The organism is Ruegeria sp. YTSA168 (genome assembly GCF_059610045.1).
The window spans coordinates 182,195-207,778 of sequence record NZ_JBXWMW010000004.1 but is presented as its reverse complement, the minus strand read 5'-3'; the positions used below and the strand labels follow the sequence as shown (position 1 = coordinate 207,778).

The 25,584-nt window shown below is 57.8% G+C and carries 27 protein-coding genes; 12 read left to right on the top strand and 15 right to left on the bottom strand.

The window, feature by feature from the left end; all coding sequences use genetic code 11:
- Positions 1 to 3: 3 nt before the first annotated feature.
- The 11 genes from lpdA to mdh form a co-directional block, all read right to left on the bottom strand.
- Positions 4 to 1,392, bottom strand: a complete 1,389-nt coding sequence (gene lpdA / locus AC2FFE_RS10280) for a dihydrolipoyl dehydrogenase (RefSeq protein WP_496819009.1) — start codon at positions 1,390 to 1,392, stop codon at positions 4 to 6.
- 69 nt (positions 1,393 to 1,461) lie between these two features.
- Positions 1,462 to 1,872 carry an MAPEG family protein gene (locus tag AC2FFE_RS10275; RefSeq protein WP_496819010.1) on the bottom strand — a complete coding sequence of 137 codons (411 nt, stop codon included), beginning with the start codon at positions 1,870 to 1,872 and terminating at the stop codon, positions 1,462 to 1,464.
- Positions 1,873 to 1,952: 80 nt separating this feature from the next.
- The gene (locus tag AC2FFE_RS10270; RefSeq protein ID WP_496819011.1) at positions 1,953 to 2,222 is read right to left on the bottom strand and encodes a hypothetical protein; all 270 of its coding nucleotides are present in this window, start codon (positions 2,220 to 2,222) and stop codon (positions 1,953 to 1,955) included.
- Positions 2,223 to 2,224: 2 nt separating this feature from the next.
- A complete protein-coding gene (odhB, locus tag AC2FFE_RS10265) occupies positions 2,225 to 3,739 on the bottom strand; it encodes a 2-oxoglutarate dehydrogenase complex dihydrolipoyllysine-residue succinyltransferase (protein ID WP_496819012.1) in 1,515 nt (504 codons plus the stop codon).
- A 3-nt stretch (positions 3,740 to 3,742) separates the two neighbouring features.
- Positions 3,743 to 6,700 carry a 2-oxoglutarate dehydrogenase E1 component gene (locus AC2FFE_RS10260; RefSeq protein WP_496846567.1) on the bottom strand — a complete coding sequence of 986 codons (2,958 nt, stop codon included), beginning with the start codon at positions 6,698 to 6,700 and terminating at the stop codon, positions 3,743 to 3,745.
- Complete coding sequence (locus tag AC2FFE_RS10255) at positions 6,697 to 7,239, bottom strand: DUF805 domain-containing protein (protein WP_496846565.1); 543 nt, start codon at positions 7,237 to 7,239, stop codon at positions 6,697 to 6,699. Before AC2FFE_RS10255 ends, AC2FFE_RS10260 begins: the two co-directional genes overlap by 4 nt.
- 432 nt (positions 7,240 to 7,671) lie before the next feature.
- Entirely contained in the window at positions 7,672 to 8,553 is an 882-nt protein-coding gene (sucD, locus tag AC2FFE_RS10250; RefSeq protein WP_170350627.1) for a succinate--CoA ligase subunit alpha, read from the bottom strand.
- Positions 8,554 to 8,566: 13 nt separating this feature from the next.
- On the bottom strand, positions 8,567 to 9,394 hold the full coding sequence (locus AC2FFE_RS10245; protein ID WP_496846564.1) for a glycosyltransferase family 25 protein: 828 nt from the start codon (positions 9,392 to 9,394) through the stop codon (positions 8,567 to 8,569).
- Positions 9,395 to 9,576: 182 nt separating this feature from the next.
- Entirely contained in the window at positions 9,577 to 10,056 is a 480-nt protein-coding gene (locus AC2FFE_RS10240) for a hypothetical protein (RefSeq protein ID WP_496846563.1), read from the bottom strand.
- Between the two features lie 228 nt (positions 10,057 to 10,284).
- A complete protein-coding gene (gene sucC, locus AC2FFE_RS10235; protein WP_496846562.1) occupies positions 10,285 to 11,478 on the bottom strand; it encodes an ADP-forming succinate--CoA ligase subunit beta in 1,194 nt (397 codons plus the stop codon).
- A 307-nt stretch (positions 11,479 to 11,785) separates the two neighbouring features.
- Positions 11,786 to 12,748 (bottom strand): malate dehydrogenase, encoded by a 963-nt coding sequence (mdh, locus tag AC2FFE_RS10230; RefSeq protein WP_496819019.1) that lies wholly within the window; start codon positions 12,746 to 12,748, stop codon positions 11,786 to 11,788.
- Positions 12,749 to 12,909: 161 nt separating this feature from the next.
- On the opposite strand from mdh, the gene AC2FFE_RS10225 reads away from it, so the two are divergent.
- Entirely contained in the window at positions 12,910 to 13,665 is a 756-nt protein-coding gene (locus AC2FFE_RS10225; protein ID WP_496846561.1) for a sulfite exporter TauE/SafE family protein, read from the top strand.
- On the opposite strand, the gene AC2FFE_RS10220 is transcribed toward AC2FFE_RS10225, so the two are convergent.
- Positions 13,662 to 13,967, bottom strand: coding sequence for a hypothetical protein (locus AC2FFE_RS10220; protein ID WP_496846560.1), 306 nt, complete (start codon positions 13,965 to 13,967; stop codon positions 13,662 to 13,664). The two genes, AC2FFE_RS10225 and AC2FFE_RS10220, sit on opposite strands and share 4 nt — an antisense overlap.
- A 180-nt stretch (positions 13,968 to 14,147) precedes the next feature.
- Between AC2FFE_RS10220 and AC2FFE_RS10215 the strand changes: the two genes are divergently transcribed.
- The 11 genes from AC2FFE_RS10215 to AC2FFE_RS10165 all read left to right on the top strand — a co-directional run bounded on the left by AC2FFE_RS10215 (position 14,148) and on the right by AC2FFE_RS10165 (position 22,121).
- The gene (locus AC2FFE_RS10215) at positions 14,148 to 15,005 is read left to right on the top strand and encodes an HpcH/HpaI aldolase/citrate lyase family protein (RefSeq protein ID WP_496846559.1); all 858 of its coding nucleotides are present in this window, start codon (positions 14,148 to 14,150) and stop codon (positions 15,003 to 15,005) included.
- A 6-nt stretch (positions 15,006 to 15,011) separates the two neighbouring features.
- Entirely contained in the window at positions 15,012 to 15,566 is a 555-nt protein-coding gene (locus AC2FFE_RS10210) for an NnrU family protein (RefSeq protein WP_496819023.1), read from the top strand.
- 12 nt (positions 15,567 to 15,578) lie between these two features.
- On the top strand, positions 15,579 to 15,785 hold the full coding sequence (locus tag AC2FFE_RS10205; protein WP_496819024.1) for a DUF1737 domain-containing protein: 207 nt from the start codon (positions 15,579 to 15,581) through the stop codon (positions 15,783 to 15,785).
- Positions 15,785 to 16,813 (top strand): MaoC family dehydratase, encoded by a 1,029-nt coding sequence (locus AC2FFE_RS10200; protein WP_496819025.1) that lies wholly within the window; start codon positions 15,785 to 15,787, stop codon positions 16,811 to 16,813. The genes AC2FFE_RS10205 and AC2FFE_RS10200 overlap by 1 nt, the downstream gene beginning before the upstream one ends.
- Positions 16,814 to 16,851: 38 nt before the next feature.
- Entirely contained in the window at positions 16,852 to 17,514 is a 663-nt protein-coding gene (locus tag AC2FFE_RS10195; RefSeq protein WP_496846558.1) for a DUF1194 domain-containing protein, read from the top strand.
- Positions 17,515 to 17,727: 213 nt separating this feature from the next.
- Complete coding sequence (gene sdhC, locus AC2FFE_RS10190) at positions 17,728 to 18,111, top strand: succinate dehydrogenase, cytochrome b556 subunit (RefSeq protein ID WP_496819027.1); 384 nt, start codon at positions 17,728 to 17,730, stop codon at positions 18,109 to 18,111.
- 11 nt (positions 18,112 to 18,122) lie between these two features.
- Positions 18,123 to 18,494: a succinate dehydrogenase, hydrophobic membrane anchor protein gene (locus AC2FFE_RS10185; protein WP_496819028.1), complete on the top strand. Its 372-nt coding sequence runs from the start codon at positions 18,123 to 18,125 to the stop codon at positions 18,492 to 18,494.
- 25 nt (positions 18,495 to 18,519) lie between these two features.
- On the top strand, positions 18,520 to 20,328 hold the full coding sequence (gene sdhA, locus AC2FFE_RS10180) for a succinate dehydrogenase flavoprotein subunit (RefSeq protein WP_496819029.1): 1,809 nt from the start codon (positions 18,520 to 18,522) through the stop codon (positions 20,326 to 20,328).
- A 99-nt stretch (positions 20,329 to 20,427) separates the two neighbouring features.
- On the top strand, positions 20,428 to 21,054 hold the full coding sequence (locus AC2FFE_RS10175; protein ID WP_496846557.1) for a sulfotransferase: 627 nt from the start codon (positions 20,428 to 20,430) through the stop codon (positions 21,052 to 21,054).
- A gap of 13 nt (positions 21,055 to 21,067) precedes the next feature.
- A complete protein-coding gene (locus tag AC2FFE_RS10170; RefSeq protein WP_496819031.1) occupies positions 21,068 to 21,847 on the top strand; it encodes a succinate dehydrogenase iron-sulfur subunit in 780 nt (259 codons plus the stop codon).
- A 130-nt stretch (positions 21,848 to 21,977) separates the two neighbouring features.
- Positions 21,978 to 22,121 carry a hypothetical protein gene (locus tag AC2FFE_RS10165; RefSeq protein WP_496819032.1) on the top strand — a complete coding sequence of 48 codons (144 nt, stop codon included), beginning with the start codon at positions 21,978 to 21,980 and terminating at the stop codon, positions 22,119 to 22,121.
- Between the two features lie 271 nt (positions 22,122 to 22,392).
- Here AC2FFE_RS10165 and deoD read toward each other — a convergent pair whose 3' ends face one another.
- The 3 genes from deoD to AC2FFE_RS10150 form a co-directional block, all read right to left on the bottom strand.
- Positions 22,393 to 23,106 (bottom strand): purine-nucleoside phosphorylase, encoded by a 714-nt coding sequence (deoD, locus tag AC2FFE_RS10160; RefSeq protein WP_496819033.1) that lies wholly within the window; start codon positions 23,104 to 23,106, stop codon positions 22,393 to 22,395.
- A 17-nt stretch (positions 23,107 to 23,123) separates the two neighbouring features.
- The gene (locus tag AC2FFE_RS10155; protein ID WP_496819034.1) at positions 23,124 to 23,441 is read right to left on the bottom strand and encodes an H-NS histone family protein; all 318 of its coding nucleotides are present in this window, start codon (positions 23,439 to 23,441) and stop codon (positions 23,124 to 23,126) included.
- 122 nt (positions 23,442 to 23,563) lie between these two features.
- Complete coding sequence (locus AC2FFE_RS10150; RefSeq protein WP_496819035.1) at positions 23,564 to 25,531, bottom strand: protein meaA; 1,968 nt, start codon at positions 25,529 to 25,531, stop codon at positions 23,564 to 23,566.
- Positions 25,532 to 25,584 lie beyond the last annotated feature (53 nt).

The window sequence follows — 25,584 nt, the reverse complement described above, 5'->3', positions numbered from 1 at the left end:
GTGTTAGCTGTGGATTGGTCCGTCACCGCAGGCCAGTGCGGCCTCTCGCACGGCTTCGGAATAAGTCGGGTGGGCGTGGCAGGTCAGGGCGAGGTCCTCTGCAGAGGCACCAAACTCCATCGCCACGCAGACCTCATGGATCAGATCACCTGCGGCCGGGCCGATGATATGTGCGCCGAGGATACGATCAGTTTCCTTATCGGCCAGAATCTTGACGAACCCATCGGCAGCAAAGTTCGCCTTGGCGCGACCGTTGCCCATGAACATGAACTTGCCAACCTTGTAGGCACGGCCCTTTTCTTTCAGCGTCTCTTCGGTCTCGCCAACATTGGCGACCTCGGGCCAGGTGTAGATCACACCCGGAATGACGCCATAGTTGACATGACCGTGCTTGCCCGCGACCTGTTCGGCTGCGGCCATGCCCTCATCCTCGGCCTTATGCGCCAACATTGGGCCTTCGGTCACGTCGCCGATGGCGTAGATGCCGGGCACGTTGGTCTGCCAGTCGGCACCGACTTTGATCTGACCACGCGGTGTCATTTCGACGCCCAGAGCGTCCAGCCCCAGACCGTCTGAGAATGGCTTGCGCCCGGTGGCAACCAGCACGGCGTCTGCGTCGACCACATGTTCGCTGTCATCCTTGCGCAGTTTGTACGTGACTTTGGCTTTTGTCTTGGTGGCCTCGGTTTTCTGAACTGCAGCCCCCATCACGAATTTCAGACCCTGCTTCTTCAAGATACGCTGGAATGTTTTCTGCACCTCGGGGTCCATGCCCGGAGTGATCACATCGAGGAATTCGATCACCGTGACCTCGGCCCCCAGACGTTGATAGACTGAACCCAGCTCCAGACCGATCACACCCGCGCCGATGACCACCAGCTTCTTGGGGATCTTGCCCAAAGACAGCGCACCGGTTGAGGTGACAACGACCTTTTCGTCAACTTCTACACCGGGCAAGGATGCCGGTTCGGATCCCGACGCGATGATGATGTTCTTGGCCTGATGCACGTCGTCCCCAACCTTGACCTGACCCGCGGCAGGGATCGAGCCCCAGCCTTTGAGCCAATCGATCTTGTTCTTTTTGAACAGGAACTCAATGCCCTTTGTATTACCTTCGATGACCTCGTCCTTATAGGCCTGCATTTGTTTCCAATCGACAGAAGGCGACTTGCCCTTCAGGCCCATCTTTGCAAAGTTATGTTCGGCCTCGTGCAATTGATGACTGGCATGCAGCAGCGCTTTGGATGGGATGCAGCCCACGTTCAGGCAGGTGCCGCCCAACGTCTCGCGCCCTTCGACCACGGCGGTTTTCAGGCCCAGTTGGGCGCAGCGGATGGCGCAGACATAGCCGCCGGGGCCTGCTCCGATTACGATGACGTCATAGTTTGCCATGAGGGGTCTCCTTGAGAAGTCGGGCTGTCACAGGGTTTGGGCCTATGAACAATTTGTACAACAGCGGGGTCACAATAACACCGCCAAAAGCATGAGGGTTGTGGCCAGAAATCCGACCAGCCAGATCAACGTGCGCCAGGGTCTGAGGCCATAGTAATATGCAGGAACATACAGGATGCGCGCAGCCAGATAGATGTACGCGCTGGTCGTCGTAAAGCCATCGGATGATCCGCTGAGCGTGACGACGACACAGGCGATTGCGAACAGGATCAGCCCTTCGAAGTGATTGTTCAATGCGCGGTACAGGCGCGCTGTTTTTTCCGAAAGCTGATCTTCCAACCCGCCGCCCAAGCGGCTTCGGTCGCGAGCAGACATCGTCTTGCCGGGTCCGAGTTCCCGATTCGCAGGGACTGCCATCACCACATACTGAACAACCTGCAAAAGTGCGGCCAATGTCAGGGCTGTGAGTTCAGGGGTCACGCGTGAGAAACTTTTGTTGTGCGGCTCGGCGTTGTCGCGCCCGGGCCATGCTTGGGGTCTATGTCCAGCGGCAGTCGCATTCAGGCGGGTGTCAGTATCTTGACCTGGATATGGGCCACGCCGCCACGTTCGTGATGCATGGCCAATTCTTCAGACTCGATGAAACTCTGAGCGCGTTCCAGATCGGTGACTTCAAACAAGGCCACCGCGTGATCTTTCAGATTCGGGTCCCGCCAGATGTGGAGGTCGCGGATGCCCGCGGCCTCTCTCATCTTTTGGTCCTCTTGGAACACCTTTAGCCAGACATCGAAATCAGCGACATCGGCCTGCCAGAGAATATGCGTTGCCATGGTTACAGATCCATCAGCAGGCGGCGCGGGTCTTCCAGCGCTTCTTTCACGCGCACCAAGAAGGTTACAGCGCCTTTGCCGTCGACGATCCGGTGGTCATAGGACAGCGCCAGATACATCATTGGACGGATCACCACCTGACCGTTGATCGCCATCGGACGGTCCTGAATCTTGTGCATGCCAAGGATGCCCGATTGCGGCGGGTTCAGGATCGGCGAGGACATCAGCGAGCCATAGACACCACCGTTCGAGATTGTGAAGGTGCCGCCCTGCATCTCTTCCATGCTCAGCTTGCCGTCACGGGCGCGTTTGCCTTTCTCGGCAATCGCCTTTTCGATCGCGGCGAAGGACATACTGTCGGCATCGCGGATCACCGGAACCACCAGACCGGTTGGCGTTCCGGCGGCCACGCCCATATGGACGAAGTTCTTATAAACGATATCGGTGCCATCGATCTCGGCATTCACCTCGGGCACTTCTTTCAGCGCGTGGCAGCAGGCCTTGGTGAAGAAGGACATAAAGCCCAGACGCACACCGTGCTTCTTCTCGAACTGGTCTTTGTACTGACTGCGCAGGGCCATCACCTCGGTCATGTCAACCTCGTTATAGGTGGTCAGCATGGCAGCGGTGTTCTGGCTGTCTTTCAGGCGCTTGGCGATGGTCTGACGCAAACGGGTCATCTTGACCCGTTCCTCGCGCGCAGCGTCGCTGGCCGCAACCGGTGCACGCGGGGCCGGAGCAGGGGTTGCCGCAGGCGCTGGGGCCGGGGCGGAGGCGGTTGCCACGGCGCGGGCCACGTCTTCTTTCATGATGCGACCATCACGACCGGTCCCGGTGACCTGATCAGCGGACAGGCCAGCCTCGGCCATGGCTTTCTCAGCAGAAGGTGCATTGGCCACGTCTTTGCCGCCACCACTGTCTATCCCGCCAGAGGCAGGAACTGCTGCCGGGGCAGGGGCCTGGGCCGCACCTGCCGCACCGCCAGAGATCACCGCAAGTTTCGCAGAAGCGTCGACGGTCGTGCCTTCAGGGGCCGTGATTTCCGCCAGAACACCTGCCGCCGGAGCAGGCACCTCGACTGAGACTTTATCGGTTTCCAACTCACATAACATTTCGTCCTGAGCGACGCTGTCGCCAACCTGTTTGAACCAGGTCGACACGGTTGCCTCGGTCACGGACTCGCCCAGCGTTGGCACCATCACGTCGACACTGCCCGCCGAAGCCGTTGGCGCTGTTGCAGGGGCTGGCGCCGCGGCCGCAGGGGCAGCCGTTGCGCTGTCACCGTCTGCGATGGTCGCCAACAATGCATTGACCCCGACGGTTTGGCCTTCGGCTGCAATGACCTCACCCATCACACCGGCAGCGGGGGCGGGGACTTCGACGGTGACCTTGTCCGTCTCAAGCTCACACAACATTTCATCCACGGCGACCGCGTCGCCCGGTTTCTTGAACCATGTCGCAACCGTGGCTTCGGTTACCGACTCGCCAAGCGTGGGAACACGAACTTCAATCGTCATCGTTTACTTTCCTTCAATGCTCAGCGCTTCGTTCACCAGCGCTTGTTGTTGGGCTTTGTGTTGGCTGGCCAGCCCCGTCGCGGGCGAAGCCGATGTGGCGCGGCCGACATAGCGAGGCCGTGTGTGTTTTGCTTTGATGCGGGTGAGGACCCATTCGATGTTGGGCTCGATAAAGGTCCAGGGGCCTTGGTTCTTGGGTTCTTCCTGACACCAGATCATTTTAGCGCCTTTGAAACGCTCAAGCTCATTGATCAGAGAATGCGCAGGGAACGGATAAAATTGTTCAATCCGCATCAGGTACACATCGTCGATGCCACGCGCGTCACGTTCTTCCAGCAGGTCATAGTAGACCTTGCCGGAACACATCACGACCCGCTTGATCTTGCTGTCGGCAACCAATTTGGTATCCGAATTGCCATGCTGCGCATCGTCCCACAACACGCGGTGGAAGCTGGAGCCGGTGGTGAATTCCTCGGCCGTGCTGACAGCCAGCTTGTGACGCAGCAGCGATTTGGGCGTTACCAGGATCAGCGGCTTGCGGAAGGTCCGGTGCAGCTGGCGGCGCAGGATGTGGAAATAGTTCGCCGGCGTCGTGCAGTTTGCCACGATCCAGTTGTCCTGGCCGCACATCTGCAGGAACCGTTCCAGTCGTGCCGAGCTGTGTTCCGGGCCCTGACCTTCAAAGCCATGCGGAAGCAAACAAACCAAACCAGACATGCGCAACCATTTGCTCTCGCCCGAGCTGATGAACTGGTCGAACATGATCTGCGCGCCGTTGGCGAAATCACCAAACTGCGCCTCCCATAGGGTCAACGCGTTGGGTTCCGCCAGTGAATAGCCGTATTCAAAGCCCAGAACCGCATATTCCGACAGCATCGAATCGATCACTTCATACTGTGACTGACCCGCGCGAATGTTGTTGAGCGGGTAGTACCGTTCCTCATTCTCCTGGTTGATGAAACCCGAATGACGCTGGCTGAAGGTCCCGCGCGTGGCATCCTGACCGGACAGACGAACCGGGTAGCCTTCGGTCAGCAATGAGCCAAAGGCCAGAGCCTCACCTGTCGACCAGTCGAACCCTTTGCCGCTCTCAAACATTTGTTTCTTGTGTTCGAGCAGACGGCCAACGGTTTTATGCATCGCAAACCCGTCCGGCGCACGAGAGAGTGCAGCGCCGATCTCGGCCAAAGTCTCCGGCGCAATGGCAGTCTCACCGCGCATGTATTCGTCTTTGTTCTTGTCCAGATGCGACCACCGCCCATCCAGCCAATCGGCCTTGTTGGGTTTATAGTCCTTTCCGGCCTCGAACTCGTCGTTGAGGCGGGCCTGAAAGGCGGTTTTCATATCTTCGATCTCGCCTTCGGGGATCAACCCGTCCTTGACCAGACGTTCCGTGTACAGCGACAGCGTGGTCTTATGCGTCTTGATCTTCTTGTACATGATCGGGTTAGTGAACATGGGCTCATCGCCCTCGTTATGACCAAACCGGCGGTAGCAGAAGATGTCGATCACCACGTCTTTGTGGAATTTCTGACGGAACTCGGTCGCAACTTTGGCCGCGTGTACCACCGCCTCGGGATCGTCGCCGTTCACGTGGAAGATCGGCGCCTCGACCATCAGCGCGATATCCGTTGGATAGGGGCTGGAGCGGCTGAAGTGTGGCGCGGTGGTGAAACCGATCTGGTTGTTCACCACGATATGCATGGTGCCACCGGTCCTGTGCCCGCGCAAACCGGACAGACCGAACCCTTCGGCGACCACACCTTGCCCGGCAAAGGCCGCATCGCCGTGCAACAGGATGCCCATCACCTTGGTGCGGTCGCTATCCTTCAGTTGGTCTTGCTTTGCACGAACCTTGCCCAGTACAACCGGGTTCACCGCTTCAAGGTGTGAAGGGTTCGCGGTCAGCGACAGGTGTACGCTGTTGCCGTCAAACTCACGGTCGCTGGATGCGCCGAGGTGGTATTTCACGTCGCCCGAGCCATCCACGTCTTCAGGTTTGAAGCTGCCGCCCTGAAATTCGTTGAAAATCGCGCGGTAAGGTTTGCCCATCACATTGGCGAGAATGTTCAGGCGACCGCGGTGCGGCATGCCGATGACGATGTCCTGTACCCCTAAGGCTCCGCCGCGTTTGATGATCTGTTCCATCGCGGGGATCAGGCTTTCGCCACCGTCCAGACCAAAGCGCTTGGTGCCCATGTATTTGACATGCAGGAATTTCTCGAACCCTTCGGCCTCGACCATCTTGTTCAGGATCGCCTTGCGGCCTTCCTTGGTGAACTGGATTTCCTTGCCATACCCTTCGATGCGTTCTTTCAGCCAGGCAGCTTCTTCCGGGTTCGAGATATGCATGTACTGCAGCGCAAAGGTGCCGCAATAGGTGCGTTTCACGATCTCGACGATCTGGCGCATGCTGGCCATCTGCAGGCCCAGAACATTGTCGATAAAGATCGGGCGATCCATATCGGCATCGGTGAAGCCGTATGTCTTCGGGTCCAGCTCTGGATGATTGCTGGCCGCGCGCATGCCCAGCGGGTCCAGATCGGCGGCCAGATGGCCCCGGATCCGGTAGGCCCGGATCAGCATCAGAGCGCGCAGGCTGTCCAACACCGCGCGTTTGATCTGGTCTTCGCTGACCTGCACACCCGTATCGGCCGCCTTTTCTTGAATCTTTTTGCCAGCGGCCTTGGCATCAATCTCGGCCCACTCACCTGTCAGCGCCCCGGTCAGATCATCTGTTGGCATCGGTGGCCAGTCTGTGCGCGCCCAAGAGGGGCCTTCGGCCTCTTTCTGAACGTCCGGTGTGGCGTCGCCCATCTGCCGGAAGAACTCAACCCATGCCGCATCTATCGCGTTGGGGTCTTTCGTATACTGGGCGTATAACTGTTCCAGATACTCGGCATTGTGCCCCTGCATAAAGCTAGAGGCATGAAAGGCAGTGTTGGGCGTATGTTCGGTCATTTGGCTACCTCATATGGGTTGGGACCGTATTGGTTGGTGCCTGGCTGGCTGGGGCGGGACAGCCACCACAGAACCAGGAGGGGCGATACAAACAGAACGATGAGTGTCGGAATGACGATCAGCAAAGTGGCGCGGGTGAACAGGATGTCCAGATTGCCGCCATGCTGGAAACTTGAGGCAAGACCGATGCCAAAGATCAGAACCGCAAAGGCCCCGAGGATCAGCAGGATTGGCAGCAAGGCGTAGAGCCCACTGCGCCCGGTATCATGCATCCGTCGCCACGCGACGGCCAGATGCGGAAAGAAGACGATCAGGCTGACGATGCTCTGCACCGGACCAGAGGAGGTGGCCGCGACGGATTTCGATGTCTCAGTTTCGGTCACTGCGATCTGAGTGAAGAATTGCAGGTCGATAATCCCGGCAATGATGCTCCAGATCACGATGAACAGGAAAAAAAACCAGTATTCGGGCCGTGAGGCACGGCCCGAGAAGGTGAAGAACTTGGAGAAGCAGGTTCGGATGGCATCGGAGAAGGTCATGTTGGCTCAGTTCCCGACAGCGCAATCAAATGTAGTCTGGCGGCGTCCTAATAACCAAAGATAGCCTCCCGCTCGCACATCAGAGTCCAGACGAGCTTTTCCATCGAGTTGTGCGCACCATGTGTCAGCCGCCGCTCGCAATTCCTCTTGATCCACACGAATGCTAAAGTAGGTAAACGCGATTTTGTCGTCTTCCAATATGTCCGTCGTGGCAGCGTGCACACCTGGGATAGCTCGCACGATGAACTGGTCCATGGGCTCAAACTTAGTGTTTTGAGCCATGCCGGATGTTCCTGAGCATACGATTAAGATTGTAGCGATCGCACGGCGGGTACCGCCGGGCAGCGCCCGACCCGCCCCCCAGGGCGGGCGCTTCTCGCCCACCCTCGGGCCGGGCGCTGCCCTAAACGCATATGCCCGGTCCTTGGTCACTTACCCAATCGCTTCCAACACAGCCTCACCCAGCTGCGCCGGGCTTTCGGCCACGACGATTCCGGCCGAGCGCATGGCTTCGATCTTGTCCTCGGCACCGCCTTTGCCGCCGGCGACAATCGCACCCGCGTGGCCCATGCGGCGGCCCGGAGGGGCTGTGCGGCCCGCGATGAAACCGGCGGTCGGTTTTTTGCGGCCCTTCTTGGCCTCATCCGCCAGGAACTGCGCGGCTTCTTCCTCGGCCGAGCCACCGATCTCACCGATCATGATAATCGACTCGGTCTCGTCATCGGCCAGGAACCATTCCAGCACGTCGATATGCTCGGTGCCTTTGATCGGGTCGCCGCCGATGCCCACGCAGGTGGACTGGCCCAGGCCCACATCGGTGGTCTGCTTGACGGCCTCATAGGTCAGCGTACCCGAACGCGACACAACACCGACCGATCCGCGCTTGTGGATGTGGCCGGGCATGATGCCGATCTTGCAGGCATCCGGCGTGATGACACCGGGGCAGTTCGGGCCGATCAGGCGCGAGCTTGAGCCTTCCAGCGCGCGCTTCACCTTCATCATGTCCAGAACCGGGATGCCTTCGGTGATGCAGACGATCACTTCCATCTCGGCATCAATCGCCTCAAGGATCGAGTCCGCTGCAAACGGCGGCGGCACATAGATCACGCTGGCATTGGCTTCGGTGACATGCTTGGCCTCGTGGACCGAGTTGAACACGGGCAGGTCGAGATGGGTCATCCCGCCTTTGCCGGGGGTCACGCCGCCGACCATCTTGGTGCCATAGGCGATGGCCTGTTCGGAGTGGAATGTGCCCTGCGAGCCGGTAAAGCCCTGACAGATCACTTTGGTATTTTCGTCGATGAGGACTGCCATGATGTCCCTTTCTTTAGGCGATGCTGGTTTGATTGGGTCGCGCGTCCGGCAGAACCTGCGGCGCGTAAGTGATTTTTTCGAGCGTTGCGCGGCCAAGGGCCAAATTGGCGATGGTACGGGCGCTGCCATCGATCTCGGCAATCCCGCGCCGGATTTTTTGACGTAACAGAGGCCATCCCGTCGGTCGACGACGTGGCGCACCCATCTGGTGTTCACCGGGTGCTTCGTTGCCCTGTTCCACCATGGCCGGGACGACCTGATAGATATTGATCTGCCGTGCGGCGGCAGAGGCGGATGGGTTGAACAACAACCCGTCCAAGGTGATGTCATAGGGCTTTTGGGCCAGAAAATGCTGCGCCGCATTGCGGGTGAGTGCGTAGGCCGCACCGCCGGGGTTTCGCGACCGCATCAGGCGGAGGTCCCGCCCCAGATGGCGCTTCCGCTCGCGCCCCAAAGCGACATACAGCTTGGTGCTGCGCCAGCGTTCGAACCGCACGATATTGGCATCATCAGGCCACCATGACGGATCGTTCAGCCAATTTGCCAGTTCGGGTGTCAGAAACACGTCATCCTCAAGGATCAACGCCTGCTCCGCACCCGAGGCGACCACGGCCTCCCACGCCTTGGCGTGGCTCAGCGTGCAGGCCATGTCTTTGGTATGAAAATACCCCCAGGGTCCTTCTGGCTGACACTCCCGCAGAAAATCCTCACGGGTGACGGCGTCGCAGTCCACAGCGTTGACCCGCGTTGCCGACAGGCCCGCCTTTTGCAGCTCCTGCTCCATCAAACGTGCCCGTCCGGTGGCGCGTTCTAGGCCTATGAGGAAGATGGGTATGGTCATGGCTTAAACATTCCTCAGCCCGCCCACCTCGAGCACAACGCGCCCTGCGAGCCGGTAAAGCCCTGACAGATCACTTTGGTATTTTCGTCGATGAGGACTGCCATTTTAGGCCTCCGTAATGATTGTTGTTAGCGCGCCGTTTTCTGACTTCTGCGGCACAGCGAGTTGTTTTTGCGTCTTGATCAACCTTCACGCCGTTCCAAAGTGTCGATCACCTGATCTCTGGACCAAATTCCAAGAGAGCGTTGTTTCCGACCCTCAGGCGTTGCCAGAAAATCCGGGTTGAGATTGATTTCACCCGTTTCACTTACCGTTTCGATAGGATCCGGGAAGTTGAACGGAGCGGCACATGGGTTGAACTTTTTGAAGTCTCCATTTCTCTGAAGCCGCGGATTGCGCGGAACATAGTCCATCGTAGTCATGAGATATGGAATCTCACTTTCAACAAAGTTCTCGAAGAATGCCCATCTCAACCACCATTTTAGATGAAAGAGACAGTCCCTACACATCATGAGATCCGCTTTAGGCAAGGCGTCCGAAGTTATGTCCAGATGGATAAACTCGCGACCGGGTGCTGCATGCTGATCTTTGACCTCAGTCAAAACTTCCGTAGAGATATCGCCCCCGATATATTGGATACCATTTAGGTCCACATCTTGCATCCAAGTCCAATCCCCGCACGGTGCGTCAAGAAAGGTGCCGATCTTGTAGTCGACAAAGATACGGGGAAGCGCAGTGCGCAGGGCCGCAGTAGCAGCAAGAGTGGATCCGGGTCCTGAACGCGGTCCATTACGCCGGCCAGCCCAACTCTTGCTTTCGAATACTGATCTGACACTGTCTCGCATTGCGGCTTCCCAATGTGTAGCAAAATCTCAAGCTAATCAGTCAGATTAACCCTTAACCGCTTTCACGATCTTCTCGGCGCCGTCTTTCAGGTTGTCCGCCGCGATTACGTCCAGGCCAGAGGTGTTGATGATCTCTTTGCCCTTCTCGACATTTGTGCCTTCCAGACGCACGACTAACGGAACCTGCAGGCCGACCTCTTTCACCGCGGCAACAACGCCCTCGGCGATGACGTCACAGCGCATGATGCCGCCGAAGATGTTGACCAGAATACCTTTGACCTGCGGGTCCGAGGTAATGATCTTGAACGCTTCGGTCACTTTCTCTTTGGTGGCACCGCCGCCGACGTCGAGGAAGTTTGCCGGCTCAGCCCCATACAGCTTGATGATGTCCATGGTCGCCATCGCCAGACCGGCACCGTTGACCATGCAGCCAATCTCACCATCCAGCGCAATGTAGTTCAGATCGTATTTCGACGCTTCCAGTTCCTTGGGGTCTTCCTCGGTCGTGTCGCGCAGCTCGGCAATATCCGGGTGGCGGTAGACCGCGTTGCCGTCAAAGCCGACCTTGGCGTCTAGCACCTTCAGATCGCCGCTGTCTGAGACGATCAGCGGGTTGATCTCCAGCATCTCCATGTCCTTCTCGACGAAGGCGTTATAGAGCTGGTTCATCAGCTTGACGCATTGCTTGACCTGCGCACCTTGCAGACCCAGCGAGAACGCGATGCGGCGGCCGTGATAGGCCTGATAGCCGGTGGCCGGGTCGACCGAGAAGGAAAGGATTTTCTCGGGCGTAGCAGCTGCCACTTCCTCGATGTCCATTCCGCCTTCGGTCGAACAGACAAACGAAATGCGGCTGGTTTGGCGATCCACCAGCAGGGCCAGGTACAGTTCACGCTCGATGCCCGAACCGGCCTCGATATAGATACGGTTGACCTGCTTGCCTGCGGGGCCGGTTTGGTGCGTGACCAGCGTGCGGCCCAGCATCTTCTTGGCTTCTTCGGCGGCTTCTTCCACCGACTTGGTCAGACGGACGCCGCCTTTTTCGCCTGCATCGGCCTCTTTAAAGCTGCCTTTGCCGCGTCCACCTGCGTGGATCTGTGCTTTGACAACCCACAGGGGGCCATCCAGTTCACCGGCTGCGGTTTTGGCTTCCTCGGCGCGCAGAACCGCGCGACCGTCGGAGACCGGAGCGCCATAGCTGCGAAGAAGCGCTTTGGCTTGGTATTCGTGAATATTCATCGAAACTGTCCCGTCTGACTACGATTAAACCGTTATAGGGGTGTCTAGCGGGCAAGTTTAAAGGGTTTTTTGACAGGGCGGAGGTTTTTCACGAAGATTTTCACTATTTGTGATCACGCTTTTTTAGCGTGTGATCACAAATAGAAGGGCCCGTGGTTTTGATTCGAATCTCGCATCGCGCGTGCGGAAAACATATTCAAAAAAGGGGGTTTGCGACGGTTGCGCAAACATTTGCGATATAACGGATGGACCGGGTACAAAAAAACCGGCCCGTATGGGGGCCGGTTCCTGGAAGCTTTCAGCAGACTTATGCCAGTGAACTGTCGATGCCCTTGCACGCATCGATCAGGCCCTTAACGGCGTTGACCGAGTTGTCGAAACCGGCCTGCTCGTCTTCGTTGAGTTTGATGTCAACGATACGCTCAACACCACCGGCGCCAATCACGGTTGGGACACCGACGTAAAGCCCGTCAACACCTAGTTCGCCATTGCAGTACGCGGCGCAGGGCAGAACGCGCTTCTGGTCTTTCAGGTACGCTTCGGCCATTTCGATTGCTGAAGTAGCCGGTGCGTAATATGCCGAACCGGTTTTCAGCAGGCCAACGATTTCGGCGCCACCGTCACGGGTGCGCTGTACGATGGCATCCAGTTTTTCCTGCGTGGTCCAGCCCATCTCAACCAAATCAGGCAGCGGGATGCCGGCAACGGTCGAGTAACGCACCGAAGGCACCATCGTGTCGCCATGGCCGCCCAGAACGAAGGCGGTGACGTCGCGCATCGAGACGTTGAATTCTTCCGACAGGAAATGCGCGAAACGGGCCGAATCCAGCACGCCAGCCATGCCGCAGACCTTGTTATGGGGCAGGCCCGAGAATTCGCGCAGCGCCCAAACCATGGCGTCCAGCGGGTTGGTGATGCAGATCACGAACGCGTCGGGCGCATGGGCGGCGATACCTTCGCCGACCGACTTCATGACTTTCAGGTTGATGCCCAGCAGGTCATCGCGGCTCATGCCCGGCTTGCGGGCGACACCAGCGGTGACGATGCAGACGTCTGCGCCCGCGATATCGGCATAGTCGCTGCTGCCGGACATTGACGCGTCAAACCCTTCGGACGGGCCGGATTCTGCGATGTCGAGCGCTTTGCCTTGGGGCAGCCCGTCAGCGATGTCAAACAGGACAACGTCACCCAGTTCTTTGACAGCTGCAAGATGCGCGAGCGTGCCGCCGATGTTCCCCGCGCCGATCAGCGCAATCTTGGGTCTGGCCATTTGGAATATCTCCGGTCGGTTTTGAAATCGCGGTTTTGCTAGTCCCTAAAACGCCGCAGCGCAAGGCCTGTGCGGCGCGGCATGCAACCGCATACCATTTGCCTTGCTCCTGATGGTTGCGCTAAACGTCTCGTGAGACAAGCCAATTCGCAGGCCGCCACATGTTCGAATTGAATCTTATGTTTTTTGCCGTGGCGATCCCTGCGGTTATCTTCGCGGGTATTTCCAAGGGCGGGTTTGGTTCGGGAGTGGCCTTCGCGTCTTCATCGATTCTTGCGATCATCCTAAGCCCGGGACAGGCGCTGGCACTGATGCTGCCGATCCTGATGATCATCGACCTGGCGACGCTGAAGCCTTACTGGAAGCGCTGGGATTGGCCAAGTGCACGCCTGCTGATGCTGGGGGCAATACCCGGCGTGATTTTGGGAACGGTTCTGTATCGCGCGACCAATGACGACGTTTTGCGCCTTTTGATCGGTGCGATTTCAATTGGTTTTGTGATCTGGCATGTGGCGCGCGCCAGGGATTGGATTGGCGGCTTCACGCGGCAGTTGCCGCCATCGGCCGGCTTGTTTGCTGGATTGGTGGCCGGGTTCACAAGCTTTGTCAGCCATGCTGGCGGCCCGCCTGCCGCCGTTTATCTGTTGTCACAGCGTCTGACAAAGACCGAGTTTCAGGCGTCAACCGTTTTGGTCTTTTGGGCCATTAACATCGTTAAGTTTGTACCTTACGCATATCTGGGCCTTTTTACGTGGCATACCGCCTGGGCCAATCTTCTGCTGTCGCCCTTCGCACTAATCGGTGCGTGGCTTGGGGTGCGTGCACATTTCATGTTGTCCGAACAGGTGTTTTTCAGGATCACCTATGTTCTGCTGACACTGACCGGTAGCAAACTCATCTGGGACGCTTTGGCTTAGGCATTCGGCGGCAAGGCTTCGGCCAAAGTCTCATAGGACTGACCCGAGGCGACAAGGCAGGTGGTGCCATCTGGCAGCGTTACGGTCATCGTCCAGCTACCTGTTTCGTCAGAGGTGAACAATTCCATCACCGCGCCCTGGCCAGCAATCCCGATCCCTTTACGTGTTTCGCCATACCCTTCCGACAGGCGTTTGATCACGTCCGGGCGCGGGGCGCAGTTGCGGTTCTGCGCGCTCACATGCTGCGCGGCCAGCACCATGATCCCCAGCCCGATCGTCATGTTCAAAAGCGATTTCTTCATCTCTGGCCCCATTTGTCTGATCCGAGGGCCAGCTTGCGAACAAGGGCCGGAGATTTGATTAAACCAAAGTGCGTTGCGTCACTAATACGCGCCTATGCTGCGATGCGGCAAATTTGATCTTGAAGTTTCTCGAAAAAAATGCCCCAGTCCACGCAACTTTATTACCTAAGGGAGAGGTCGATGGACCCGCGTCAACGTCCTTATCGTTCGGTTTTGTATATTCCAGGCTCGAAAGAGCGGGCGCTGGAAAAGGCGCGCACTCTGCCTGTGGATGCGATCATCTTTGATCTTGAGGATGCAGTCGCCGCCGATGAAAAACCTAACGCCCGCGAAACGCTAAAGGCGGCGCTGGCGGCCGGTGGCTATGGCGCGCGGGTCAAGATCGTTCGGATCAACGGGTTGGACACCGAATGGGGCCGTGCAGATGCCGAAGCGGTGCGCGATATGGACGCGGATGTGGTATTGCTGCCCAAGGTGAATTCGGCCGCAGATGTGGACGCGCTGGCCGCTATCACCGACGATCTGCCGATCTGGGCGATGATGGAAACGCCACGCGGTATGCTGAACGCAGCCGAGATTGCCGCCCATCCCCTGATGGCCGGTTTCGTGATGGGCACCAACGATCTGGCCAAAGAGCTTCAGACCCGTTTTCGCCCGGATCGTCTGCCATTGATGACCTCGCTGGGCCTGTGTCTACTGGCCGCAAAGGCCGAAGGCCTGATTATCGTCGATGGGGTTTATAACGCGTTCAAAGATACCGAGGGTCTGGCCGCTGAATGCGCGCAAGGTCGGGATATGGGCTTTGACGGAAAGACCCTGATCCATCCGGCGCAGGTTGAAGTGACCAACGCCGCCTTCGCCCCGTCTGAGGCCGAGATTGATCTGGCGCGCCGCCAGATCGCCGCCTTTGAAGAGACCGAGGCGCAGGGGCAGGGCGTCGCCGTTGTGGATGGCAAGATCGTTGAGAACCTGCATGTTGTAACTGCCCGTGAAATTCTGGCAAAAGCAGAGGCGATTTCAGCTTTGCAAGCGGGGTAAGCCAGCATGGGCTTTGTTCTTCTAATTTTGGGCGTGGCACTATGGTGGGCCGCGCATCTTTTCAAACGCGTGATGCCCGAACAGCGGGCAGCTATGGGCGATGCTGGCAAGGGCGTCGTGGCGCTGGCGCTGGTCGCCTCAATCCTGCTGATGATCTTCGGTTATCGCATGACCGATTTCATCTATGTCTGGGCACCGCCAACCTTCCTGATCCACGTCAACAACCTGCTGGTTCTGATCGCGATTTTCATGATGAGCCCGGCTGGCCAGAAAGGCCGCCTGCTCAATAAACTGCGCCACCCGATGCTGGGCGGGTTCAAGCTCTGGGCCTTTGCGCATTTGCTGGTGAATGGCGATCTGGCTTCGATCGTCCTGTTCGGTGGTCTTTTGGCTTGGGCCGTCGTCGAAGTCATTGTGATCAACAAATCCGAACCGGATTGGACGCCGGGTGAGCCCGGTACATACGGCAAGGATGCGATGTTCTTTGGCGCCTCAATCGTTCTGCTGGGTATCATCGGATATATCCACGGGCTGGTCGGTCCATCCCCGTTCGGCGGATAAGGAGAACCAGTCATGGCAAAGCTCTATCGATTGCTGACCGAGGAAGACACCTCCGCGTTCTGCCACAAAGTATCAGATGCGCTGGCCAAAGGCTGGGACCTGTATGGCGACCCATCCTACGCGTTTGACGCGAAAAACGGTGTCATGCGTTGTGCGCAGGCCGTGACCAAAGAGGTCGAGGGCGACTATTCACCTGACATGAAACTGGGACAGCAATAATGGCAAAAACCAATCCGGGCCGCTTTTTCGAGGACTATTCCGTTGGGCAGGTCTTGCCCCATGCGGTGCCCCGTACCGTGACGGATGGGGAGCGGGCGCTGTATCACGCGCTCTATCCGGCGCGCCACGCGCTCTATTCCTCGGACGAGTTCGCGCGGTCCTGTGGTCTACAAGAAAGCCCGCTGGATGATTTGGCGGCGTTTCATGTGGTGTTCGGTAAGACTGTTCCGGATATCTCGCTGAACGCAGTGGCCAATCTGGGCTATGCCGAGGGGCGTTGGATAAAACCGGTCTATCCCGGTGACACTGTAAGGTCGGTCTCTGAGGTGATCGGGGTCAAGCAGAATTCCAACGGCAAAACCGGGGTGGTCTGGGTGCGCACCCGTGGTCTGAACCAGCTGGACGAGGTTGTGATCGACTATGTGCGCTGGGTCATGGTTCGAAAGTCGAGCCCGGATACGCCCGCACCGGAAACCGTTGTGCCGGACCTGAAAAAGGTTTTGGCACCGGAAGATCTGGTGATCCCCGAGGGCCTGGATTTCTCGAACTACGATTTCACGCTGGCGGGTGAGCCCCATCGCTGGGGTGACTATGAGATCGGTGAAACGATAGACCATGTGGATGGTGTCACCGTAGAAGAGGCCGAGCATATGCTGGCCACACGCCTGTGGCAGAACACCGCCAAGGTGCATTTTGATCTGACCTTCCGGCCCGAGGGGCGATTGATTTATGGCGGTCACGTGATCTCGATGGCGCGGGCGTTGTCATTTAACGGGTTGGCCAATGCGCAGATGATTGTTGGCCTGAACGGTGGGGCCCATGCGAACCCCTGTTTTGCGGGTGAAACCATCAAAGCGTGGTCCGAGGTTTTAGACAAAGCCGAAACCAGCGTTCCCGGCGTTGGGGCTATCCGCTTGCGGTTGGTTGCCACAAAAGGCGGCGCGCCGTTTGAGCTGCGCAATGACGACGGCAAGTATCAGCCGCAGGTTCTGCTGGATCTGGACTACTGGGCGCTCATGCCAATGTGATTTCGTGCAGACCCTGCGATACATGCTAGGGTACTGCTATGATCCTGTTTCGCGCCTTGATCGCTTGCCTGTGTTTAACACCGCCCGCTTGGTCTTGCGATCTGGCATTGGCTTTGGCAGTGGATGTTTCGGGGTCGGTCGACAGTGACGAATATCGCATCCAGATGGATGGGCTGGCGGCGGGGTTGCGCGACCCGATTGTGTCCGAAGCGCTGGTGCGCGGGCAGGCGCGGTTGATGCTGGTGCAATGGACCGGCGCGTGGCGCCAACGTGTGACCATCCCCTGGACCCGGATCGACAGTTTCGACGCATTGGATGGGTTTGCCAGCCAGGTCGCGCAAGATCCGCGTATCTGGCGGAATTTCTCAACGGCAATTGGCGAAGCGTTGGAGATGACGCTGGCCAGCTTTGATGCTGTGGAAGATTGCAAACGTTTGTTGATTGATATCTCTGGCGATGGGGTTTCGAATGAAGGAGTTGAGCCTTCACAGATTCACCCGCTGCTGCGTGCCCATGGCATAATCGTGAATGCGATTGCCATCGAAGAATCTGAACCTGATCTGACGGCCTACTTCTTTGAAAACGTCATTGTGGGCGAGGGTGCCTTTGTTGTGTCTGCCGCCGGATTTGCAGATTACCCTGAACGTATTCGAAAAAAGCTGCTGCGGGAGGTCACACAGCAATCCGCCGACTTGAAATAGGGAAGGCAGATTCGTGATCACATTGCTTTCCTACTGAAATCGCTAACATAGGCAGTGTTAAATACTATTTGTGATCACAGCTTTTATTTGCGTGATCACATTTTGAAGAAATCGCCCCTTTTGCGGCAATTTTACCTGTTTTTGCGGGTGCAGCACGTGACAGAGCACCAAAAACGGGTAAAACGACAAGTAGCCAAAGTAAGAGGAGCCGCCATGGCCGATGTCAATCGGGGCAACCGCCCGCTCTCGCCACATATAATGATCTATCGCCCACAGATAACCTCGATATCGTCGATCATGGTTCGACTGTCCGGTCTTGCGGTGTTCGCTATTGCGGCACTGGTGGTCTGGTGGCTGCTTGCCGCTGCCACGTCTGAGGCCGCATTTGCTGGCATTGATGGCTTTCTGCGCAGCTGGTTTGGTCAGCTCATCCTGACTGGTGGTGTCTGGGCGCTGTGGTATCACACGCTGGGCCGTCTGCGCCACGTGATTTGGGATTTCGGCTATTGCCTGGATGTTGCGGTGTCCGAAAAGTTGGGCGTCGGCATGTTTGTCGGGGCGACGGTTCTGACCATCATCACCATGGCGCTGGTGTAAGGAGGATGGCGATGCAATACCTTACCGACCGCAAGCGCGCGCAAGGCTTGGGTGCCGGGAAATCCGGAACTCAAACCCATTGGCGCACCATGGTTCGGGCGATGATCCTGACCGTTCTGGTGCCCTTGTTCATCTTCACTTTTGGTTATGGCATCGGCGGAACCTACGAAGAGGTTCTGGCCTATTTCGCCCGACCCTTCCCGGCCATCATCACTGCACTGACACTGGTCGTTGGTCTGTTGCAACTCATGTATGAGGCGCAGGAAACCATCGAGGACTACGTGCACGGGATCGCGGAAAAGATCACACTCGTTGCGATGTGGGCGTTTGGCTACACGCTGATGGCTGCGGGGCTGTTTGCCCTCGTCAAGCTGGCCCTGTGACGACGCGCGGTAAGGATCAGAGATAATGACAGCAGCATATGAATATGAAACCCACGAATATGACGTCGTGGTTGTCGGGGCAGGCGGCGCCGGTCTGCGCGCAACGCTGGGTATGGCGGAGCAGGGTCTGCGTACGGCCTGTGTGACCAAGGTTTTCCCGACCCGCTCGCACACGGTTGCAGCGCAAGGCGGGATCGCCGCGTCGCTGTCCAACATGGGCCCGGACCATTGGCAGTGGCACATGTATGACACCGTCAAGGGTTCGGACTGGCTGGGCGATACCGACGCAATGGAATACCTGGCACGTGAAGCGCCCAAGGCGGTCTATGAGCTGGAGCATTACGGCGTGCCGTTCAGTCGGACCGAAGAAGGCAAGATTTATCAGCGCCCGTTCGGTGGCCACACGACCGAGTTTGGCGAAGGCCCCGCCGTGCAGCGCACCTGTGCCGCTGCCGACCGGACCGGCCATGCGATCCTGCACACTCTGTATGGGCAGTCGCTGAAGAACAACGCCGAGTTTTATATCGAATATTTCGCCATCGACCTGATCATGTCCGAGGATGGGCAGTGTCAGGGTGTCGTCTGCTGGAAGCTGGACGACGGTACGATGCATGTCTTCAACGCCAAGATGGTGGTGCTGGCGACCGGCGGCTATGGCCGGGCGTATTTCAGCGCAACCTCGGCCCATACGTGCACCGGCGACGGCGGTGGTATGGTGGCGCGCGCAGGTCTGGCCCTGCAGGATATGGAGTTTGTGCAATTCCACCCGACCGGCATCTACGGTTCGGGCTGCCTGATCACCGAAGGCGCGCGCGGCGAGGGCGGGTACCTCACCAACTCCGAAGGTGAACGGTTCATGGAGCGTTATGCGCCCCAGTACAAGGATCTGGCACCACGCGACTATGTCAGCCGTTCCATGACGATGGAAATCCGCGAAGGTCGAGGCGTTGGGGCGGAAGGGGATCACATCCACCTGAACTTGTCGCACTTGCCTGCCGAAGCTCTGGCCGAACGTCTGCCCGGTATCTCGGAAAGCGCCAAGATTTTTGCGGGCGTGGATGTCACCAAAGAACCGATCCCGGTTCTGCCCACCGTGCACTACAACATGGGCGGTATTCCGACAAACTATTGGGGTGAGGTTCTGAACCCAACTGCCGAAGATCCGACCGCCGTTGTGCCGGGCCTGATGGCCGTGGGTGAAGCTGGCTGTGCCTCGGTCCATGGCGCGAACCGTCTGGGCTCGAACTCGCTGATCGACCTCGTGGTCTTTGGACGCGCGTCTGCGATCCGCGCTGGTAAGGTTGTCGATGCTGAGGCTCCGAACCCGGTCCTGAACCAGGCTTCCGTCGATAAGGCCTTTGATCGCTTTGATACGGTGCGTAACGCCAGTGGCGCGATCCCAACCGCCGATCTGCGGCTTGAAATGCAGAAAACCATGCAGGCTGACGCAGCCGTATTCCGGACCGCCAAAACCATGGCTGAAGGGGTCGAAAAGATGACCGCGATTGCCGCCAAGATGGACGATCTGCAAGTCACCGACCGCTCGCTTGTTTGGAACAGCGACCTGATGGAGACGTTGGAGCTGACCAACCTGATGCCAAATGCTCTGACCACTATTGTCGGTGCTGAGGCGCGCAAGGAATCTCGTGGCGCGCACGCGCATGAGGATTTCAGCGAACGGGATGATAAGAACTGGCGTGTCCACACCGTTAGCCGTGTTGACGGCACCAAGGTCGACCTCAGCTATCGTCCGGTCATCGTCGACCCGCTGAGCACCGAAGCCGAAGGCGGCATCAGCCTCAAGAAAATCGCGCCCAAGGCGCGGACCTTCTAAGGAGCGTTTTGACCAGGCAATGGTGTGCGAACGCCTCATACCCAAGAACAACGCCCTGACCTCGGGCCGTCTGGCATCGTTTAGTGCTCGGAGGCGCTCATGACGGTCGAAGTGCTGCACTCTGCTCAAACCGATCCGAAAATCATTCTGATCGGTTTGAACCGCTGCGCGACGACCTCGTTCCACAGGCTGTTTAAGGAAAGTGGTATTTCGTCGGTGCATTGGGTGGATCAGCAGGGCGATAATCTGGCGCATCGTATGATGACCAGCATTGCCATGGGCCGCAAACCGCTGGATGGGTTTGGTGCAGTTCGGGCGTTTACAGATATTTCCTTTGTGAACGCGCGCTTCATGCTGGATGGCACACGGTTTTTTCGCGAACTGCATGCGGCTTACCCAGATGCCTATTTCCTGCTGAATACGCGTAACGCGGACGATTGGATCGGCTCACGCGCGCGTCACAGCAATGGCGGATATCTGGAACGGTGCTGCAAAGCCAACGGCCAGACCGCCGACGAAGTCAAGCAAGGATGGCGCCGTATGTATGACGTGCACCATGCTGAGGTGCAGGAGTATTTCGCAGGAAACCCACGGTTTCTGCGCTTTGATATCGACCGGGACGCGCCACAGGCGATTGCCGACTGGCTGTCTCCGGATTTTGACGTGAACATTGCCCATTGGGGGCACCACAATCGCGGCGCATCTGATCGCGCCCGGACAGGCTGAATGGAGAATTGACATGGTTCAACTGACCCTGCCCAAGAATTCCCGGATAACAACCGGTAAGACCTGGCCCAAACCGGACGGCGCGAAAAACCTGCGCAAGTTCCAGATTTACCGCTGGAACCCGGATGACGGGCAAAACCCGCGGGTCGACACCTATTTTGTCGATATGGATAACTGCGGTCCGATGATCCTGGACGCGCTGATCAAGATCAAGAACGAGATTGATCCGACGCTGACCTTCCGCCGCTCGTGCCGCGAAGGCATCTGTGGCTCCTGCGCGATGAATATCGACGGGATCAACACGTTGGCCTGTATCTATGGCATGGACGAGATCAAGGGCGACGTGAAAATCTATCCGCTGCCGCATATGCCGGTGGTCAAGGACCTGATCCCCGACCTGACGCATTTCTATGCCCAGCATGCCTCGATCATGCCGTGGTTGGAAACCAAGACCAACCGCCCCGCGAAAGAGTGGAAGCAGTCGATCGAAGACCGCAAGAAACTTGATGGCCTGTATGAGTGTGTGATGTGCGCCAGTTGCTCGACTTCGTGCCCCAGCTACTGGTGGAACGGCGACCGTTATCTCGGCCCCGCAGCGTTGCTGCATGCGTATCGCTGGATCATCGACAGTCGCGATGAAGCCACGGGTGAGCGTCTGGATGAGCTTGAAGATCCCTTCAAGCTGTACCGCTGCCACACGATCATGAACTGCGCTAAGACCTGCCCCAAGGGCTTGAACCCGGCGGCGGCGATTGCGCAGATCAAAAAGATGATGGTTGAACGTTCGGTTTGACCGAAAAATCGCGCTTGCCGAGTTGCGGCAAGCGCATGTCCCTGTTGCGAAATCAACCGATGTCGACGGGCGCAAAACACCCTAGATTTGCCTTAGGGAGGAGTGATGGGATCAACTCAGGATCACTCCGATGAAAACAACACCACAAACCCCAAAACCAACCGCCAAGGAGGCGGTGGAAATGCTTGAACAGGCATGGGCCTACTACACGCCCGAGCCGGCGGCTGTTCAGCCGCGTGAGCCCGAGCTTTTTGAGTATGCAAACGCAGCCTGACGGCTTGCCATCAATGGATAGAATGGGCGAAACAGATGCATGCCCATTCTATTGCTTCTTCTGGCCGCCGGGGTCTTTGCATATTTCCTATGGCGCTCCCGCACGTCCTCACTGACGCGAGAATGCCGATGGCGGCAGCATCGCGATCAAGGTCTGTGGGTCTGCGCCTATTGTGGCGCGAAGGTGGAAGACGTGGATAGCCCAACGCAGTGCTTACGGCAGACTTTGGGCAAATAGAAACCGGGCAGAGGCGTACTCTGCCCGTTCAGGTTTAGCCTGCGTCCGGAAAAGCGGCGTGCAGTGCAATTTCGACCATATCGCCAAAGCTGCTTTCGCGGTCGGACGAGGGCAGGGCCTCACCGGTTAGCAGATGATCAGACACCGTCAGGACGGCCAGGGCTCTGCATTTGTGCCGCGCGGCGAGGATATACAGCTCAGCGGCTTCCATCTCGACGCCCAACACACCATGACGCACCATCTGTTCGTTCAGATCAGGGCGTTCATCGTAAAACACATCCGATGAATAGATGCCGCCGATATGGGTTAGCGTACCCTTTGCTTTGGCTGCCACAGCGGCCGCTTGCAGTAAGCCCCAATCTGCGCAGGGGGCGAAGTTCAGCTCTTTCATGATGCCGCGTGAAGGCGTACTGAGCGTTGTCGACGTCATCGCCAGAATGACATCGCGCACATTCACACTGTCCTGCATCCCGCCGCATGACCCGATCCGGATCAGCGTTTTGGCACCATAGTCCCGGATCAGTTCATTTACGTAGATCGACAGGGACGGCATGCCCATGCCGCTGCCCTGAATCGTTACCGCATGGCCATTCCAGCTGCCGGTAAAGCCCAGCATGCCCCGAACATTATTGACTTGCTTTACGTCGGCAAGAAACGTTTCAGCCGCCCATTTTGCCCGATATGGATCGCCGGGCAAAAGAACGGTTTCTGCGATTTCGCCTTTTTCCGCGCCAATATGAATTGTCATTTCGGCACCTGCCCCGCTTAGATTTCCAAATCGGAAATATCTGCACCAGATTTCAGCGCATCATGAATCCATTGCGGTTTACGGCCACGACCGGACCAGGTTTGTGCCGGATCGGTCGGGTTGCGGTATTTCGCTTTTGCCTTGGTGCCTTTTGCTGCGCGAGGCGCATCATCGGACAATTCAGAAAGCGAGAAACCAAATTCAGCCGCGGCTTTTTCCGCCGCTTTCAGGGCTTCTTTGCGTTCGCGTTTTTCAGCATTGGTCAACGCTTTTTCGACGTTATCACGCAAAGACAACAGCTCTTTCCGCGACATTTCTTCAAGATTGATCCCCATTGGTATTCTCCGTCCGGTATTTTGGTGCCGCACGCAAAGGCGCGCGCGAATTCACACAACGCGATACCTTACCCCCAAAGAATTGGGAATAGAAACGGGGAATTTATTGGATTAAATGTCCATTATTCTGCGGCCAGGTTTTGCGGATCCACCAAGTCGACAATGTCCCCCATGATCGAATTCAGTTCGAAATTCTTAGGGGTATAGACTTTGGCGACACCCATGGCCTTGAGCTTCACTGCATCTTCATCCGGGATAATTCCGCCAACAACGACTGGTATGTGATCCAGACCAGCCTTGCTCAGGCGGGATAGGACGTCTTCGACCAACGGCAAGTGGCTGCCGGACAGGATAGACAACCCGATGACATGCGCTTCATCCTCGGCGGCGGCGGTCACAATCTCTTCGGGCGTCAGGCGGATGCCCTCATAGCTGATGTCCATGCCGCAATCTCGCGCACGGAAGGCGATTTGTTCAGCCCCGTTCGAATGACCATCCAGCCCGGGCTTGCCGACCAGGAACTTCAGGCGACGGCCCAGCTTGTCGCTGACCGCATCAACTGCGGCGCGCAGGTCGTCCAAGCCTTCGGTTTTGTTTGAGACCGATCCTGATACCCCGGTCGGGCCGCGATAGGTGCCATAGACCTTGCGCATTTCTTCGGCCCATTCGCCGGTGGTGGCACCTGCCTTTGCGGCCGCAATTGAGGGTTCCATCACATTGGTGCCGTTCTGCGCAGCCTCGCGCAGCGCGGCCAAGGCGACAGCAACCGCGCTATCGTCGCGTTCAGCGCGCCAATCGTTCAGGCGGTCGATCTGCTCCTGCTCGACAGCCGGATCAACAACCATGATGCCGCCATCTTCGGTTTGCAGGGGCGAGGGTTCACCCTCGATCCACTTGTTCACACCCACAACAACTGTCTCGTTGCGCTCGATTCGGTTCAGGCGTTCGGCGTTGGAATCCACAAGGCGGGACTTCATGTACTCGATCGAGGCGACGGCACCGCCCATCGAATCCAGGTTCGCCAGTTCGGCACGCGCGCCGCTCTTCAGTTCTTCGACCTTGGCATCGACGGCGGGGTTTCCATCAAACAGATCGCCATATTCCAGCAGGTCGGTTTCATAGGCCAAAATCTGTTGCATTCGCATCGACCATTGCTGATCCCACGGGCGCGGCAGGCCAAGCGCCTCGTTCCACGCGGGCAACTGCACGGCACGGGCACGGGCTTTTTTCGACAGGGTCACGGCCAGCATCTCGATCAGGATGCGGTAGACGTTGTTTTCTGGCTGCTGCTCGGTCAGACCCAGCGAGTTTACCTGAACACCATAGCGGAACCGGCGGAATTTGGGGTTCTCGACATCATAGCGGTCTTGCAGGATTTCATCCCAAAGGTCGACGAAAGCGCGCATTTTGCACATCTCGGTGACAAATCGGATGCCTGCATTCACAAAGAAAGAAATCCGCCCGCACAGAGCAGGGAAATCTTCGGCGGGGACGCGCGGGCGCAGTTCGTCTAGCACCGCGATGGCGGTGGCCAACGCGTAGGCGAGTTCCTGTTCCGGCGTCGCGCCTGCCTCTTGCAGGTGATAGGAACACACGTTCATCGGGTTCCATTTCGGCGCGTGCGTATAGCAATACTCGGCCACATCCGCGATCATCTTCAGCGACGGTTTGGGCGGGCAGACATACGTGCCACGGCTCAGGTATTCCTTGATCAGGTCGTTCTGAACCGTGCCCTGCAGCTTTGAGACATCCGCGCCCTGCTCCTCGGCCACCGCGATGTACAAGGCCAGCAACCAAGGGGCTGTCGCATTGATCGTCATCGAGGTGTTCATCTGTTCCAGCGGAATCTGGTCGAACAGAACCCGCATGTCACCCAGATGGCAGATCGGTACGCCCACTTTGCCCACTTCGCCCCGTGCCAGCGTATGGTCGCTGTCATAGCCAGTCTGAGTGGGCAGGTCGAAGGCCACCGACAGGCCAGTCTGACCTTTGGCAAGGTTGCCGCGATACAGGGCATTCGACGCTTTGGCGGTGGAATGACCAGCATAGGTGCGGATCAGCCAGGGGCGGTCTTTCTGCGTCTGCGTCATTGGTGGGCCTCGCATATTAAAAAGTAACAAAATTACGTCTCGGGGTTCTAAAG